This window comes from Elusimicrobiota bacterium, from assembly GCA_028718185.1.
Taxonomy (GTDB): domain Bacteria; phylum Elusimicrobiota; class UBA8919; order UBA8919; family UBA8919; genus JAQUMH01.
In genome coordinates this window covers 19,087-37,067 of sequence record JAQUMH010000002.1, presented here as the reverse complement: position 1 = coordinate 37,067, position 17,981 = coordinate 19,087, and the positions used below count along the sequence as shown (strand labels likewise).

The following is a 17,981-nucleotide window of genomic DNA, read 5'->3' as shown; positions in this document are numbered from 1 at the left end:
TTTTATGTATAAAAAATTTAAATTTTATTATTTACTAAGATGTTTTATAGGTTTTGTATTTTTATTTTCTTTCGCTCAAAGAGTAATAGGTTTAACTTTGAACATCAACTCGGGTGCTGATTATACAAATTATAAATACACAACGCTAACCATCGGTAATATACCGTCCGATGCTCAATGGATGATATTCAGTAACAACAATTCGTCATGGTCCCCTTGGGAAGGAATAAGTTCTATAAAATACAGCTGGGACTTGACTGCTTACGGTGGAGGCAGTGGAGATGGCAATAAAACGGTATATATGAAAGTGTTTGTAACTACTTATTCCCCAACTGATATAGGAAGTACAAATGATAGCATAACCCTTGATACATATTCGCCATCAACAACTTGTAATTTATCAGGGACATTCGGCGAAAATGGTTGGTATAAATCGGATGTTACGGTAACGTTAAATGCTTATGATGTAACATCTGGAGTTAATAAAACGCTTTACCTGGTTGATGGTGACTTGTCTGCTCAAACTTACACTACGCCATTCGCAATTGGGGCTAATGGAGAGCATACGGTTTACTATTGGTCATATGATAATACTGGTAATGGCGAAGCCACTCATTCACAAACTGTAAAGATAGACAAAACAGTTCCGAGTGGATTATCTGTTTTAATTACTTCTCCTGGTACGGGATTTACTAATAATAGAATTATTACATTAGCGTTATTAGCAAGTGATGCAACTTCCGGTGTGGCGAAAATGCAATTTACTGAGGATTCTAATAATTGGCCATCAACTTGGGAAGATTATTCTATATCAAAATCTTATTATATTAATTCTACTGGCGAAGGTGCAAAAACAATATATTTTAGAGTTAAAGATTATGCAGGTAATATATCATCCTTTGTTTCCACTTCCATTATACTTGATGAAACTAAACCTACCGTGGTCTCATTTAATCCTCCTGACCAAAATCAAGGAGAAAATGAAACAATAACAATAAATGTTACTGTGTCAGATACGATTCAATTGGAAAAAATAGTGGTAATACCAGAAATAGGACCAGCAAAAGAACAATACGTAAATGGCACAAATGATACTAAATCGTTTGATAATATTAATCTTCGCCAAGGAATAAATCATATAATGATACAAGTGTGGGATGTTGCTGGTAATGTTAGCAATATAAAAGATGTATATTACACTTACGGCGTTTATAAAACCACTAATTTTAAGTTTCATTTTAGAGCATATACAATTTCAAATCCTGATGTTAATCAGGTCAATTCAGCAGGTTGGCAATCACACAATGGTATTCCCGATTATGTATATAATTTTGGACAGTATTTTGAATATAGTTGGAACCAAATAGTGAAACCTGGTTCATATGGTTATGAATCTCCACCATCAGAATATTTTGTAATTGAAAATAAATTACCTGTTTATATTTTAAATTTAGGAAATGGCGCATATGGAAGCACTGCATATAAACATCCAATTTTAGGTTCTATAATTCAGGTAGACAATGATTATATTGGTGATAAATTTTATACACATGGTACAGATGCTATGCAGATTACCTCCGCCCATGAGTTTTTTCATGCTGTTAAATGTAGTTATAATCCAAGAGATGATAATTATTGGTGGAATGAAGCTACATCTGTCTGGATGGAAGATGAAATTTATCCTAATGTAAATGACTATTTACAATATCTTAAAGGATTTGCTGGAAAGCCATCTTGGTTTGCAAATTCTACTCAATCATTGGATTATATAAATGATTGGAATGAATACGGTTCCTGTATTTTTGCAAAATATTTTTCCGAGAGATTTAATGAGAAAGATATAATTCGCCAGATTTGGGATATATGTAAAACTACCGATTCTTTGTCGGCAATTGATAGCGAATTAATATCAGGTCATGGAACAAGTTTATCTAATGAATTTAAGACATTTACTGTTTGGAATTATGATGCTTCTAAATATTATATTGAAGGTAATTCTTATCCGAAGATAACAGTTTTAGATACTTCTGCTAAATACCAATACCCATCAGGAGTTAATACTGTTATGCATCTTGCAAGTCACTATTTTGAATTTCGTCCAGCACCTGATAAACCAACTCCACAAACGCTTCTCCTTAATTTTGATTCATCAGTAGTTACACCATTATGGGGTGGCAAAGTGTTGAAAGTTAAAATGGATGGCACTATAGAAGAACAAAATGATTTAAATAAAACTGGTAATACCGTATCCATTTCCAATTTTGATACAACTTGTTCCAAAGTTATTGTTATACCAAGCAATACAGACGCTTTTGCTAATAATTTAGATTACTCTTTAATAGCAATGATACCACCAAATTTCACAGTAGAATATTTTGCAGATTCAAATCTTACACAACCATTAGCAACTTATACAGGAAAGCCAATAACTAAAGCACAAACAATTTATCTAAAAATAACTGCAAGTGAACAATTATCTGCCAACCCAACATTCAGTATAGATGCTCCTGGTACTGTGAATGATAAAACAGAAGTAGCAACCATACTTGTATCAGGGAATGTGTATAAAGGTGAAGTAAATATTGTTTCTGGTCCTGGTGTTGAAGGAATGGTTTCCGTTACCATAAGTGGAAAAGATATTGGAGAGAATATTGCTACAAATGTTACACCAACTATTGGTAAAGAGTTTATGATTGATGTTACCCCACCGATTGGAAGTTTACTTATTAGAGATACATTTGCACCGTTAGAAAATTTTACAGGTAGTCAGCAAGTTAGTTTGTATTCCACAGTTTCAGATAATAGTGAAGTTGGTTGGATGCAGTTTTCTTATGATGGAATAATTTTTATTGGAGATTGGATTGAGTATACACATATTTATTCTCCTTGGTGGTTGACAGCAGGAGCAGGTAATAAAACGGTATGGGCGAGATATAAAGATAAAGCAGGAAATATTTCTATAGTAGAAATAAAGGATGAAATTTATCTTGATACAACAGACCCAGAAATGCCTAGTGGTCCTGCAAAGGCACCAAGATTTGCAGGAGGTGCCTATTCCTCTTCTACAACAGTAACATTTACATGGGAAGGCGATTTTGCTACCGATATGGAAAGTGGTATATCTAATTTTAATATTGCAATTTATAATAGCATCACAGATAGCCTAATAGCACAAGCAGATGTTCCAAATAGTCAAACAAATTATACTGTAGATGGTCTTATTCATGGTCAATCATATTTTGCAAAAGTTCGTGCTCAAAATGGGGCAGGTAGATGGAGTGCATGGCTAACAGGAGGCAGTGTAATGATTGATACAACTTCGCCAATGTGTGTATCAATTAATGATGGGTTATATACAAACAATAACACACAACTTTCTTGTAATTGGAGTTTTACCGAGGATATCTCTGGAATTGTGGAATATCAATATGCAATAGGAACATCACAATATCCGAATACTGGATGGTATAATATTATCGCTTTAACATCAACAGGAACACTTAGTAATATAACTAGGACATTTGATTCACCTTTAGATGACGGTATTTATTATTTTACAGTGAAAGCGAAAAATGGAGCTGGTTCCGAGACCCCGGTTAGCAGTGATGGAATAATAGTAGATACGACCCCGCCAGATAAACCACAATCTTTATCTGTTTCACCATCCGGTTGGACAAACCAGACACAATTTACCATATCATGGTCAACTCCTTCTGATTTATCAGGAATAGCAGGAGCATATTATAAGTTAAATACGGAACCTGCAAATTATATTCCTAATACTCAAACATTTACTTCCAATTTCTCTGTTGTTGAAGGGAATAATATATTATATATCTGGCTTAAAGATAATGCTGGAAATACTGACTACACTAAAAATGCAACAGTTACGTTGAGATACGATATAACTCCACCAGATATAACGAGTTATTCCTGTCTTGCATTCTCACCTAATGGTGATGGAATAAAAGAGGCAACAACGATAGATTATACTTTATCGGATAATTTCTCAACAGTGATTAAAACAACAATAAAAATATATGACTTACAGAATAATTTAGTAAGAACACTTATTGATAGTATTTCAAAGAATATAGGGGCAAATTTAGATATATGGGATGGTAAAAATACCAATGGGGTAGTAGTAGCAGAAGGGATTTACAAATGTAAAATAACAGCAGTTGATGAGGCAGAGAACTTAAAGGTATATGAAGGCGATATAATTGTAGACATAACACCACCACAGGTATCAAATGGCAGTATATATATAAATCCTGGTGCTTATTCCCATAATATTTTTACTAAAAATGATAAAAGTGTAGATATATCATTTGATATATTTGATAGATTTTCACCATCAGCAAAGGTGAGTTTTACTTTTACATCAGGAACAAGATTGTTTACAAAAGTAACAGATTTTGTAGTTACACCGAATATAACACAAAATCTTCTATATGCTTGGGATGGGACAGATGCGTTGGGGAATACTGCGTCTGATGGAGAGTATACATTAGGATTAAAAGCAACAGATGAATCTGGAAATATAGGCAATACGATTCCAATATTGCAAACATTTAAGATAGATAGAACACCGTCATTTGTAACCACACTTTACACAAATATACAAATATTTAATCCAGAACTTAAAAATGATACTGTAACAGCATATTATAAGATAAGTGATAATGCAACAGTAGAGGTAGCTGTTGAAGATATATTAGGACAGATAGTCCGAAGTCCAATATCCGAGGTAAAACAAAAAGATGTGTTATATTCCTATACATGGGATGGAAAGAAACAAGATAACAGTTTTGCAAGTGATGGAAGTTATGTTATAAAAATAAAGACAACAGATGAAGTAGGAAATAAAGCAGAAGAGACGGTAAATGTAATAAAAAATCAGATACCTGCCCAAATAGTGTCACCAGTATTTAATGGCATAGTTGGTAATCAAGTAGAAATAGTTGGTATAGCAATAGATCCAGTAGTAAATGATAATATTGACTTTTTGTGTTACAAAGTATGGTATGCTACTTATAGTAATGCGACACCAGACAATTACATAAGTCCAGATATGAATGTATGGAAATCGATACCAGTACCTGTGTCAAATCAAAGTCCAAATGATGTAAATTATCCAAATTCTAATGCATCATACAGAGCAATACTAAATTCAACATTAGCGTATTGGGATGTATCATCTTTACCAAATGGTACCTATACAATTTTATTGGTTGCACAGGATAGTGCTATGCCATCAAACTACAGTGCAATAACAGTATCGGTAAAAGTGGACAATACAATTCCAGAAACTGACAAGCCGATACTTAATATCACAGCACCTATTTCTGACCAGGTGTTTAATATAACCACAATAAATGATAAATTGAATATCTCATATACTTTAATGCAGAATACCGGCAAAAAGTCAAATGTGGTACTGGATATTTTTAAGATGGTTGATGTCAACACATTTGGTCCGGTAATTTTACATTCAGAATATTTTAATAAAACTGCTGGTGAAACAATACAGTGGGATGGTAAGGATTTTAGAAAACAGTATGTGCAAAATGGGATTTACAGGATACAATTAACAGCAGTAGATATAGACGGTCTCGGGATGGATAAGAAATCTGTTAGTGTAAATGTAAATGTAACCATAACAGAACCACTAAAGATTACAAAATTTGAATCAGACAAATCAGATGTCTTGTTAAATGAACCAGTCCAAATTACATATGAACTGACAAAAGCAGCTACAGTATATATTACTATTTATGATACAGTAGGTAATCTTGTAAAGATGGTTGATAATGAATTTACATCTGGGTTGACAGAGTATACAACAGTCTGGAGTAGTATTGTAGAAGGGTTATATACTTGCAAGATAGATGTTATTGCAGTAGATGACCAGACAAAAGGTTCCGCGTCAGTTTCAATTGCAGTTATTGGAGGACCAGGAAGTGGGTTAGCAGAAATTACTTCACCAGCACCATATTCAGTTAATCAAGGGTCTTCTAATTTCAACTGGTCCGCAACTGTAAAAAAGGGGGAATATTATTCACCGCAATCATTTTCTGCTACTGTGCAAACACATGCTGCACAGTCGTGGATACAAACATCACAACAAGATTTTGGACAAGGAGGCATAAGTAATATTGACCTAAATTCAGAGTCGGGTAATGTTAAGATATGTACCAAAAAATATGATGATATTTCTACTTTTTATAATGGGCAAAAAACACCTACTCTTATAATTGCTGATAATAAAGTTCAGTTTAGTCAATATGTTGTGGATGCAATACATGAACAATACGATGATATTTCGGGTAATTATCCGCTTGCTCCTAGTTCATCTTGGACAAATGCAAATGATAGAAATGATAGTACTCTTGTCTGGCCTGCATGGGCTGGGTATGGAAACACTTGGGCGTTTGTTTGTGGTCGTTCAGGACCTCCTCAAGGTGTACCACCTATATATCCATGGCATTATAAATTTTATAGATTACGGGTAGTAGGAAGTGTTGCTGTATGGCATAAAGATGGAAATAATTGTGGTGCTAATATCTACTTGCAATACGGCAATAGTTCAAATGGCCCATGGACAACTTACAAGTATTGGAGTCAGGTAGTTTCTCATGGTTCTAGTATAAATATTTCATTTGATGAAGAAGTTCCCACACCATTTTATGCACCATATTTTAAGATCCTTGTGCAGCCCCACAATTCAAATCATGGTGCATATTTATTTCTTAATAGTATAGAGGGATACCAAAAACGATATGAAAATACAGGTGTGTTTATTTCACAAGAACATGATACATATTCTTATTCACCAATTTGGAACTTATTTCAAACGAGTGATGAAAATAATGTAGGTTATTTAGGAGGGGCTCACATAACATATAGGATTGCAAGCTACAATAGTTCTGGAGAAAATATTAACTGGGAAGCCGCCCCAATAGTGGAAAATGGAGTAGTGCCATCACTTGGTCAGAAACGGTATTTTAAATGGAGGGCAGATTTTGCTACTCGTGATTTACAAACAACTCCAGTAATATACAATGTCACTCAGAATTTTGGTTTAGTTGGAACACTTATTTCTCAAGCACACGATTGTAAAACAGCACCATCGTCTTGGAGAAATTTTGAGGTATCTGAATACAAACCTTCAGGAACGAATATCACTTATACGACTCAAACGAGTGATGATGGATATAGTTGGGAATCTGAAAGAACAGCAACCCCTGGTCAGCCAATTTACTCAACACCAAGAAAATACATCAGATGGAAAGCAACTTTATCTACAAATGATGGAAGTAAAACTCCTGTTTTACGTGAAGTAAAAATAAATGCAAATTACGAACCTTCAGTAACTGTAAATAATACTTGTTATAATGGGCACGATACTTACAATTCAATTGAAGAAATAAGAATACCGTATGACTATATTCCGTCATCATCTCCTTATACATTTGTGACTCAAACAAATCCTAAAGTCCTTAAAACAATAGTAGAAGAAAGAGGTCTTTTAGAATTAAAAGCGACAACCAACGAGAAAGAATCATGGGATATGACAACAGATGACCAAGGATTGCCAGAACATAAGATCATTAGTAAAAATAATGAATTTAATAATAGTGGTAATAATCTTCAAGCAGATTTTGTAATAGAAGGACCTTTTGAACCAACAGTTGCTGACCGATATAGACCAATAACGATTTCTGCAGCATATCCTTTGGTAAATATGAATAACCCCGATGAAATTAAAAACAAATATACTTTTTGGAAACAAAATGGAACTACTATAGACAATCCTTATGTGTGGATTGATGCAGATAATTATGATACTCAAAAACAATGGGACATAAAATTGCAATATCCAGACGGCACTATGTGTAATGATTTGGTAGTGGATAAGAAACTTACCAAAGCATCAAACACAGATAGTAATGATATTAATGACGACTTTACCGTAAAAATATCAACAGATGAAGCGGCACCAAAAAGATTTGTTGAGATAAAAGGTAGTGCGTTTGGGAGTGATTTTAAGGGATATTCAATGTTCTATCAAAAGACAGGCGATACAATATTGAAAACCATACCGGTAATATCCACTCAACCTGTTTCAAATAATACACTATCATTTTGGGATGTATCAGGACTTAATGGAGAGTACAAAATAAAGTTATATGTATTTGCCGGTAATGGTGTAAAAGAAATAGAGCAAACAGTATATGTTGGTAAACAAGTATTTCCTGGCGAACATAAATATGTATCAGCACCATGGAACAAAGCATATTTAGAATTTTACACTGATTCATTATTACAACCAACCACTGTAAGCATAACACCAGTAAAATTGTCAGATACAGATATTATTGTTGATACAGGTATGCCTCTGCCTCTTGGTGCGTTATTTGATATGGAACCAAAAGATATACAATTTAATAAAGATGGAAATGGTAAATTAGTTGCTCCTGCTGTTTTAACAGTGCGATTTTTACCTGAAGAAGTTACAAATGTAGATATAGGAAAACTCACTGCATATCATGTCGACAGTAATGGCAAAGTAAAACCAACAACACTAACAAGTTTAGGGTGGAAAAAAGATGCATCAGGGAAGAACGATATTTTTGAAGTAAGTTGTGAAGTAGTAGGATTTTCGCAGTATTTAATAATCCCACAAGTGCCAATACCTGAATTTGACGCAAATATATCAACAATAACAAACCAGCAATATATAACAATTACAGGCGTAGTAGAAGCTGTTGCAGATGTAACAGTATATAATGACGGTGCTAGTTTGAAGACAGTAAAAGCAGATAGTAATGGCAGATTTTCAGCAGAAATTTCGCTTTCAGAAGGAGCAAATCCAATATTTGCAAAAACGACGAGGTGGTTTAATAATATTCCGTTTGATAGCCCTAAATCAAAAATAACATCAATAACAAGAGATACCACTTTACCACAGATAACTAATTTATCGGTATCTGCTGCAGTAATATCACCAGATGGTGCAAGGATTAAATCAGAAATTTCATTTGTTCTATCTAAAGAATCGGTAATAAATGTTGAAATTTACAATAATGATGTACTAACAAGAGCCCTTATAAGTAATTTGGCTGTACCTGCTGGAAATTATAGTTGTGAGTGGGATGGCAAAAATACAATTGGGCAAAATGTTTCTTCCGGTACATACACTTGCAAAGTAAATATTATTGATTTAGCAGGTAATGCTTCATCTGCAACAACAGAGTTTGAAGTGATGAGTGATACAACCCCGCCGATAATGACGAATGTTGCATCCAGCGATATAACTTGGAATTCCGCAGTAATAAATTGGTTAACCAATGAACCAAGTGATTCACAGGTGGAGTACGGACTAACGACATCATATGGTAACTCATCAGTGTTAGATACAGTTAAGGTAACAAATCATAGCGTTAATATAACCGGATTAACATCAGGTACGGTATATCATTATAGGGTAAAGAGTAAAGATACAGCAGGTAATCTTGCAACAAGTGAAGATAATTCGTTTACAAGCGACATAAATTTCATAAGTAATCATAGTTTTGAATTAGGCACATCATCCTGGACATTTTATACGGAAGAAGCAGGCTCGTTTGTTACCACATCACCTGGTTTTGATGGTAGCAAGTCTGCCAGATGTACAATAATCAAATCCACCGGTAACCTCCAGTTATACCAAAAAGATATCGTTCTTAATCCGAATACCAGATATAGATTAACATTTACAGCATATTCCAATACAGGCCGTGATATGACATTGCACGTGTTCAAGCACGGCACCCCATATACCAACTACGGATTAAGTAATTATTTGGCGAACCTGACCACAACCTGGCAAACATTTTCCACCGAATTTGTAACAACCGGATTTTCGTCTGTAGTTACTGATGCCCGTTTAATGTTCTGGTATGCGCCATATGCAGTAGCAGGAGATGTGTATTACGTAGACGATGTACATCTTGAGACAGTTCCACCTGATACAACCCCGCCAATAATAGTGAGCGTTACATCCTGCGATATAACCTGGAATTCCGCATTAGTAAATTGGATAACCAATGAACCAAGCGATTCGCAGGTGGAGTACGGACTAACAACATCATATGGAAACTCAACAGTGTTAAGTACAGTTAAGTTAACAAATCACAGTGCTAATATAACAGGATTAATGCCTGGTACAGTATATCATTACAGGGTAAGCAGCAGAGATGAATCAGGTAATTTTTCAACAAGCGAAGACAATACGTTTACAAGCGACATAAATTTCATAAGTAATCATAGTTTTGAATCAGGCACAACATCCTGGGCTTTTTATACCGAAGAAGCAGGCTCGTTTGTTACCACATCACCCGGTTTTGAAGGTAGCAAGTCCGCCAGATGTACAATAACCAAATCCACCGGTAACATCCAGTTATACCAGACAGGAATTTGCCTTAATCCGAATACCAGATATAAATTAACATTTACAGCCTATTCCAATACAGGACATGATATGACAGTGCGCGTGTTCAAACACGGCACCCCATATACCAATTATGGTTTGGATAATTATTTGGCGAACCTGACCACAAGCTGGCAGACATATTCCACCGAATTTGTAACAACCGGATTTTCGTCTGTTGTTACTGATGCCCGTTTAATGTTGTGGTATGCCCCATATGCAGCAGCAGGTGATGTGTATTACGTAGACGATATACACCTTGAAACAGTCCCACCTGATACAACCCCGCCCATAATAACGAGCGTTACATCCAGCAATATAACCTGGAATTCCGCAGTAATAAATTGGCTCACCAATGAACCAAGCGATTCACAGGTAGAGTACAGTACAACAACACTATATGGTATTTCAACGACATCAGATACAACAAAAGTAACAAGCCATAGCGTTAACATAACCGGCTTAACGTTAGGTACTACATATTATTACCATGTAACAAGTAAAGATGGTTCCGGCAATATAGCAACAAGCGAAAATTATACGTTCAGCACACTAAGCACTTCTTCCGGCACAAATCATGTTATAAATGCCGGCTTTGAATCAGGTACAGATTCCTGGGCATATTATGCAGGTGGCGGAGGCACATTTATTAGCACAACACCAGGTTTTGAAGGAGCCAAATCCGCCAAATGTACAATAACCGCTGCCAATGGTAACATCCAATTATACCAGACAGGAATTTGCCTTAACCCTAATACCAGATATAGATTGATATTTACAGCCTATTCGCCAACCAGACATGCCGTAACAGTACACTTGTTAAAGCATGGGACCCCATACACAGACTACGGTTTGAATTACACAGCGAACCTTGGCACAAGCTGGCAGACATTTACTACCGAATTTATCACCACAGGCTTTACAGCTCCGGTAACCGATGGACGTTTCCGGTTCTGGTTTACGCCATATGCGACTGCAGGCGATACATATTACATAGATGATGTTCGTCTTGAGACAGTAACAGGACTCGCTACACCACCAAAACCTATTATAAAGTACAGTAACACCTTAAAGTCATATTACTACGAAGACGGACCGACATTAGATACAGCGTCATTAGACCCAGCTATAACAGTATCAAGCTTGAAATTCAAAGCACAAGTATACAATACAAATGACAATAACCCCACAACGGATTACAGCGGGACACTAACACTATCAACAAAGAACTCAAAAACCGGTATATTGAACGTTGCAGACGCAATACTGACAAAAGAAGATACAGGAGAAAGGGAGATATCAATACCATTCAATAGTGAAATAGAGACAGTATCAGTTACCGGAGACAGCATGTTGCCTACCCTGACAAATATCAACGATATGTATCTTGCAAAACCAATAGGAAACAATGGCGGAATGATAAAAGGAGTAAACAAACTAAAGATAATAGTGAGCGAAAACGTATTGACAGAAACCAGGAATTTGGCAGTGATAAAGACAAAGACGCCGGCGGTAGTAAGAAACGCAGCGAGATATGTAGATACCGTGAAACCCATAAGTTATGATTTTGGAAGATTGTCATTTACAAATAAGACATCGGTATTGGAAGAAGATATATTTACAAAGCCGATAAGCATAACAATCCCATACACGTTAGTGGATATAGGTGAATTAAAGGAAGAAGGATTAAGGATATATTCATGGAACGGTAGGGAGTGGGAATTGGTGCCTGGAGTACATATAGTAGACAAGCTAAACAAGACAATAACAGCGAATGTGAAACGATTCACAACATATCGTATATTGGGCAGTTATCTTGCGACAGACCTGAGTAATGTGAAAGTATATCCTAACCCATATAAACCTAACATGGCGGTAGGTGGTAAGTTAAAGGTAATAAACCTGCCTATAAACAGTGAAATGAAGATATACACTGTATCCGGTGAATTGGCAAGGGAACTCAAAGAGGCAGACTTTGGTAATCTTGGCTGGCTTGAGTGGGATGGCAAGAATGACGATGGAGACAAAGTAGCCAGAGGAGTATATATTTATCAGATAAGAGACGCTACAGGCAGGAAGAAGACCGGGAAGGTAGGACTGATAAAATGAAAAGGTGTTCGAAGTCCAGAATTATAAAGTCTTAGGGTCTTAGAGGAGTTAGCTTGGTTAACTTAAGTGGTAAAATGAAAGCATACACTAAATCCGCAAGGTTTCGTTTAGCATAAAATATTAGAACTGTGATATTAATAAGAAATCCTCACTAAAGTCGCATAGTAATGCGACTGCTACATTGAGGATTTTTTTATTGACATTTTCTAACAGATGAATATAATATAAAAATATGAATATTTCTAATGTTGATTTAATTCTTGCTATACCGCTTTTGTTTTTTGCGGTTGTTGTTCATGAGTGTTGTCATGGCTGGGTTGCATACTTAAACGGTGATGATACTGCAAAAATGCAAGGGCGTCTTACTCTTAATCCTATCCCGCACATTGATATGATGGGAACAATAATACTTCCGTTGCTATTGATTCTTATTCATGCGCCAATTTTAATCGGATGGGCTAAACCGGTTCCGATAGATTATTACCGTCTTAATAATCCGGTAAAAGATATGGCGAAAGTCGGACTTGCGGGTCCGGGCTCAAATTTTGCAATGGCAATATTATCCGCTTTGATTATCTGGCTTTTCAAGATTACAGGTGCTGACCCCTATTCATCGGTTAATAATTTAATTATAAAACTTTTATACATTAATGTTCAGATAAATTTAGTGCTCGCTGTTTTCAATCTTATTCCGATACCGCCATTAGACGGTTCAAGAATACTTTCGGCGTTTTTACCTTCACATATTGCTTATAAATATAACCAACTTGAAAGATATGGAATTATTATAATATTTATTTTACTTTCGTTTGGTTTTCTTAATTTTTTGTGGTCAATAGTATCAGTTTTGCAAGGGCTTCTTTTTACGGGTGTCTGATAAGGAACCTGCCGGCAGGCAGGCAGGCGCGGAACTGGAGCGGGACAAAATTTAAAATATTTGTAAGAATATTAAAGATGCAGGCAGAGCAAGCTCTGCCACTACAATGATGATGTAGTTGCCGACCTTGGTCGGCGTTAACTCGAGTATAAGGATTTCAATGATTTAGCAGAGCTAACGCTCTGCGGCTACAATATCAATTGGTTTGTAGCTGCAAAGCGAAGCTTTGCCTAACTTGTAACAGACTGGATTATATATGAAACAGAGAGTATTGTCGGGGATGAGACCTTCTGGGAGACTGCATCTTGGTCATTTGCATGGTGCGCTTTCAAATTGGGTTGAGCTTCAGAAAAATTATGATTGTTTTTATTTTGTTGCCGACTGGCATGCTTTGACAACTGAATATGAAAACACAGATAAAATAAAACAATATTCAGTTGATATGGTAGTTGACTGGTTAGCTGTCGGACTTGACCCGTCAAAATCAACGTTTTTTGTTCAATCCCAAATTCAAGAACACGCAGAATTACATTTGATTCTATCAATGATTACTCCGCTTCCATGGCTAGAACGATGTCCAACCTATAAAGAACAACTCAAGGAAATAAAAACTCGGGATCTTTGTACATATGGTTTTTTGGGATATCCGGTGCTTCAAGCGGCTGATATTTTAATTTACAAAGCCGATAAAGTTCCCGTAGGTGAAGACCAACTACCTCATCTGGAATTAACAAGGGAAATCGCAAGAAAATTTAATTTACTCTATGGAAATATATTGGTTGAACCGCAGGCGATTCTCACCAAGACACCAAGAATACCAGGTAATGACGGTAGAAAGATGTCAAAATCACTGAATAATTGTATTTATATTTCAGATACTCCTGATACAATCTCAAAAAAAGTCATGACCTATATAACAGACCCCGCAAGAATTCACCCGACCGATAAAGGACATCCTGATATATGCCCAATTTTTGCACTTTGTGAAATTTATTCTAAAAACCTTAAAGAAATTGAGGAAATGTGCAAAAATGGAAAAATCGGATGCGTTAAGTGCAAACAGTCACTTGCAACTGAGATAATAAAATCATTAGAACCAATTCATAAAAAACAAAAAGAGATTAGAAAAGATATTAATTTAATTAATCAAATACTTAAAGATGGAAATCTTAAAGCAAAAAATGCTGCATCACAAACAATTTTAGAAATTAAAAAAGCGTTGAAACTATGGAATATGGAATAAAATTAGAAATTTTCGAAGGACCGATGGACCTTCTGCTTCACCTTATACAAAAGGATAATTTAGATATCTACGATATTCCGATATCTAAAATTACATCCGAATATATTTTATACTTGGATATCATAAAACAATTAAACCTGGATAGCGTTGGCGATTTTTTGATTATGGCTTCAACACTTATGAGGATAAAATCAAAAATGCTTTTACCAACGCATGACGATGAAGAGGAAGATGAATTCAATGACCCGCGTGATGAACTTGTTAAACGTTTGTTGGAATATAAAAAATATAAAGAAGCGGCAAATAAGCTTCGAAATAATCTTGAAAATCAAAAGGATTCTTTTTATCGCAAGGTGACGCCTGAATTTATTGATGAGGATTTCGGTGTAGAGGTAACGCTCTTTGATTTAATAGATGCTTTTAAAAGTGTTTTGGCAAAAGCAAAAAAATCATCAAAAGAAATAATAAAGGATGAATATACGATTGAGCAAAAGATAAGAGTGATACTTTCACTTTTAGAGGGTAAAAGTTTTGTTTCGTTCTATTCGCTTTTTGCAAAGGATGAAACCCGTGTATCTATCATAGTTACATTTTTAGCAATGCTTGAGTTGATAAAAATCGGGCAGTTATATGTAAGGCAGAATAATCATTTTAGCGAAATCAGGGTTTATCGGAAGGTTAACGAGCAAAGTGATTCACAAAAATTATAAATGGAGTTGAAAAAAATCTCAATATGGAACTAAAAAAAACAATAGAAGTGCTTTTGTTTGTGTCACAGGGACCGATGAAAATTGAAACGATTGCTTCAATAACAGGTGTAAAATCTGAAGACGAAATAAAAAAAACAATTCAGGAGCTATCCGAAGAGTATGAATCCAGGCAATCACCTTTCTATATAGTGGAAATAGCGGGAGGATGGCAATTTTCGACTAAAAGAGAATATGCACCTTCTATAAGAAAACTTTACAAAGAAGAGATAACCTTAAAGCTTTCTACATCAGCACTTGAAACACTTGCAATTGTTGCTTATAGACAGCCGATTACACGCGCGGAAATAGAACAGATACGGGGAGTTGAAGTAAGTGCTGTTTTAAAAAGTCTTGTCGAGAAAAATCTTGCTAGAATCAGCGGTAAGAAGGACACAATAGGGACTCCATTTCTATATGGGACAACCCAACAATTTTTAATTTATTTTGGTTTAAAATCAACAGAAGAACTTCCGTCTCTTGAAGAACTAAATGTTGAAGAGGAGCAAAAATGAATTATGCTAAAGAAAAAATCAGGAACGTGGCGATTGTAGGAAGCGGCGGAGCGGGAAAAACATCTTTAGTTGAGGCGATTTTGTTTAATGCCAAGATAACGAACCGGTTGGGGAAAGTGGAGGAAGGAAATACTACAAGTGATTATAATCCTGACGAAATTTCAAGAATATCCTCTATTTATACTTCACTAATGTCGTTTGAGAATAACGGTGTAAAAATAAATATTCTGGATACACCGGGATACTCTGACTTTATCGGTGAGGCGATTTCTGCTATTAGTGTAGCGGATTCGGTAATTTTTGTATTAGATGCCGCGACAGATATTGATGCAACATTTGAATATCTCTGGGAAAATTGCGACAAACCCAAAGTAATTTTTATTAATAAATTGGACAAAGAAAATGTGGATTTTGCAAAGACTGTAAAACAGTTAAAAGAATTTAGTGGCTTAACAATACCTGTTTTTTTACCGGATGGTACCAGTTCAAGTTTTTCTAAGGTAATTTCTTTGATTAGCGATACGGTTCCTGCTGAATTTAACAGCTATAAAGAAAAATATGTTGAAGCTGTATCTTCCAGTGATGATGTTCTTATTGAAAAATACCTTGAAGGTAAAGAAATTTCAAAAGATGAATTGTTTTCAGGACTAAAAAAAGGTATTAAGGCAAAGACTGTAATTCCTGTTTTGTGCGGGAGTGCAACTAAAAATGTTGGTTGTGATTTGATTGCAAATTTCATAACTGATTTTTTACCGCAGGGGGAAATTATATCCGGTTATGACAAGGCGTTAGCACTAGTTTTTAAAAGTGTTATTGAACCGCAGACGGGAAGTCTTTCTTTCCTTAGAATATATTCGGGGAAAGTTGTACAAGGTCAGGACCTTAAAAATGCCAACCGCCGTACTACAGAAAGATTGGGAACGTTATGTACATTGTTGGGTAAGAAGAAAACGGAAATATCAGAAGCAGAAGCCGGTGATATAATAGTTTCGGTAAAGTTGAAGGAAACTCAGACAAACGATATTCTTTGTGATGAGTCGCGTGCAACAGTAACTGCTGCGACTGAATCGGCTATAAGTAAGATTAAAACTATAATTTTTCCGGAACCGAGTATCAGTAAAGCAGTATTCCCTAAATCAAAAGGTGAAGAAGAAAAAGTTGCATCAGCACTTCAATCAATGATGCGTGAAGATCCTACAATCAAGTCATACTATAACAAAGAGACTAAAGAATTGATTCTATCCGGGTTGGGAGCACTTCATATAGAAATTGCAATTGCACGGGTAAAAGAAAGATATGGAATAGATGTTGAACTTAAACCGCCCAGAGTTGCTTATAGAGAAACAATTAAAGGGACTAAAGAAGTCCAGGGGAAATATAAAAGGCAAACAGGCGGGCGGGGACAATATGGTGATTGCTGGCTTAAGGTTGAGGCGATGGAAAGGGGAAAAGGATTTGAATTTGTAAATGCCATTCGTGAAGGCAGAATACCCAGAAATTATATTCCGGCAGTTGAAAAAGGCGTAAAAGAATCGATGGAGCAGGGAGTTGTTGCCGGTTATCCTGTAACCGACATGCGTGTCACGTTGTACGATGGCAGTTATCATGAAGTTGACTCGTCAGATATGGCTTTTAAAATTGCCGGAAGTATGGCGCTTAAAAAGGGTGTAACGGAAGCAAAACCTGTTATTTTAGAGCCGATTGCTGAATTAGAGGTTGTAATTCCTGATGACTATATGGGTGCAGTTATGGGTGATTTAAATGCAAGAAGAGGAAGGGTTATGGGTATGGATAGACTTGGTAAAAAACAGAAAGTAATAGCAACTGCCCCGTTATCGGAAGTTTCAAGTTATGCTACGGATTTGCGTTCAATTACAAAGGGTGCCGGGAGTTTTAAAATGAAGTTTTCACACTATGAAGAAGCACCTTCTATTGTTTCTCAGCCGTTAATAGAACTTTATCAGAAACAACAGCAGGAAGGCAGATAGTGGCATGAAAAGAATTCAGAACCTGAGAC

The 17,981-nt window shown here is 35.8% G+C and carries 6 protein-coding genes; all 6 read left to right on the top strand.

The annotated features are described in order from the left end of the window. Positions 1 to 4: 4 nt before the first annotated feature. The 6 genes from PHE88_04770 to PHE88_04745 all read left to right on the top strand — a co-directional run bounded on the left by PHE88_04770 (position 5) and on the right by PHE88_04745 (position 17,952). Positions 5 to 12,583, top strand: a complete 12,579-nt coding sequence (locus PHE88_04770; protein ID MDD5687129.1) for a carbohydrate binding domain-containing protein — start codon at positions 5 to 7, stop codon at positions 12,581 to 12,583. A gap of 232 nt (positions 12,584 to 12,815) precedes the next feature. Next, positions 12,816 to 13,460, top strand: a complete 645-nt coding sequence (locus PHE88_04765; protein ID MDD5687128.1) for a site-2 protease family protein — start codon at positions 12,816 to 12,818, stop codon at positions 13,458 to 13,460. A gap of 256 nt (positions 13,461 to 13,716) precedes the next feature. Then, the gene (gene trpS, locus PHE88_04760) at positions 13,717 to 14,703 is read left to right on the top strand and encodes a tryptophan--tRNA ligase (GenBank protein MDD5687127.1); all 987 of its coding nucleotides are present in this window, start codon (positions 13,717 to 13,719) and stop codon (positions 14,701 to 14,703) included. Next, positions 14,688 to 15,413, top strand: coding sequence for a segregation/condensation protein A (locus tag PHE88_04755; protein MDD5687126.1), 726 nt, complete (start codon positions 14,688 to 14,690; stop codon positions 15,411 to 15,413). The genes trpS and PHE88_04755 overlap by 16 nt, the downstream gene beginning before the upstream one ends. A gap of 23 nt (positions 15,414 to 15,436) precedes the next feature. Continuing rightward, a complete protein-coding gene (scpB, locus tag PHE88_04750) occupies positions 15,437 to 15,964 on the top strand; it encodes an SMC-Scp complex subunit ScpB (GenBank protein ID MDD5687125.1) in 528 nt (175 codons plus the stop codon). Continuing rightward, positions 15,961 to 17,952, top strand: coding sequence for an elongation factor G (locus PHE88_04745; protein MDD5687124.1), 1,992 nt, complete (start codon positions 15,961 to 15,963; stop codon positions 17,950 to 17,952). The genes scpB and PHE88_04745 overlap by 4 nt, the downstream gene beginning before the upstream one ends. The last annotated feature ends 29 nt before the right edge of the window (positions 17,953 to 17,981 follow it).

Coding starts and splice junctions, on each gene's coding strand:
- PHE88_04770 (MDD5687129.1), top strand. CDS start 5: ATGTATAAAAAATTTAAATTTTATTATTTACTAAGATGTTTTATAGGT.
- PHE88_04765 (MDD5687128.1), top strand. CDS start 12,816: ATGAATATTTCTAATGTTGATTTAATTCTTGCTATACCGCTTTTGTTT.
- trpS (MDD5687127.1), top strand. CDS start 13,717: ATGAAACAGAGAGTATTGTCGGGGATGAGACCTTCTGGGAGACTGCAT.
- PHE88_04755 (MDD5687126.1), top strand. CDS start 14,688: ATGGAATATGGAATAAAATTAGAAATTTTCGAAGGACCGATGGACCTT.
- scpB (MDD5687125.1), top strand. CDS start 15,437: ATGGAACTAAAAAAAACAATAGAAGTGCTTTTGTTTGTGTCACAGGGA.
- PHE88_04745 (MDD5687124.1), top strand. CDS start 15,961: ATGAATTATGCTAAAGAAAAAATCAGGAACGTGGCGATTGTAGGAAGC.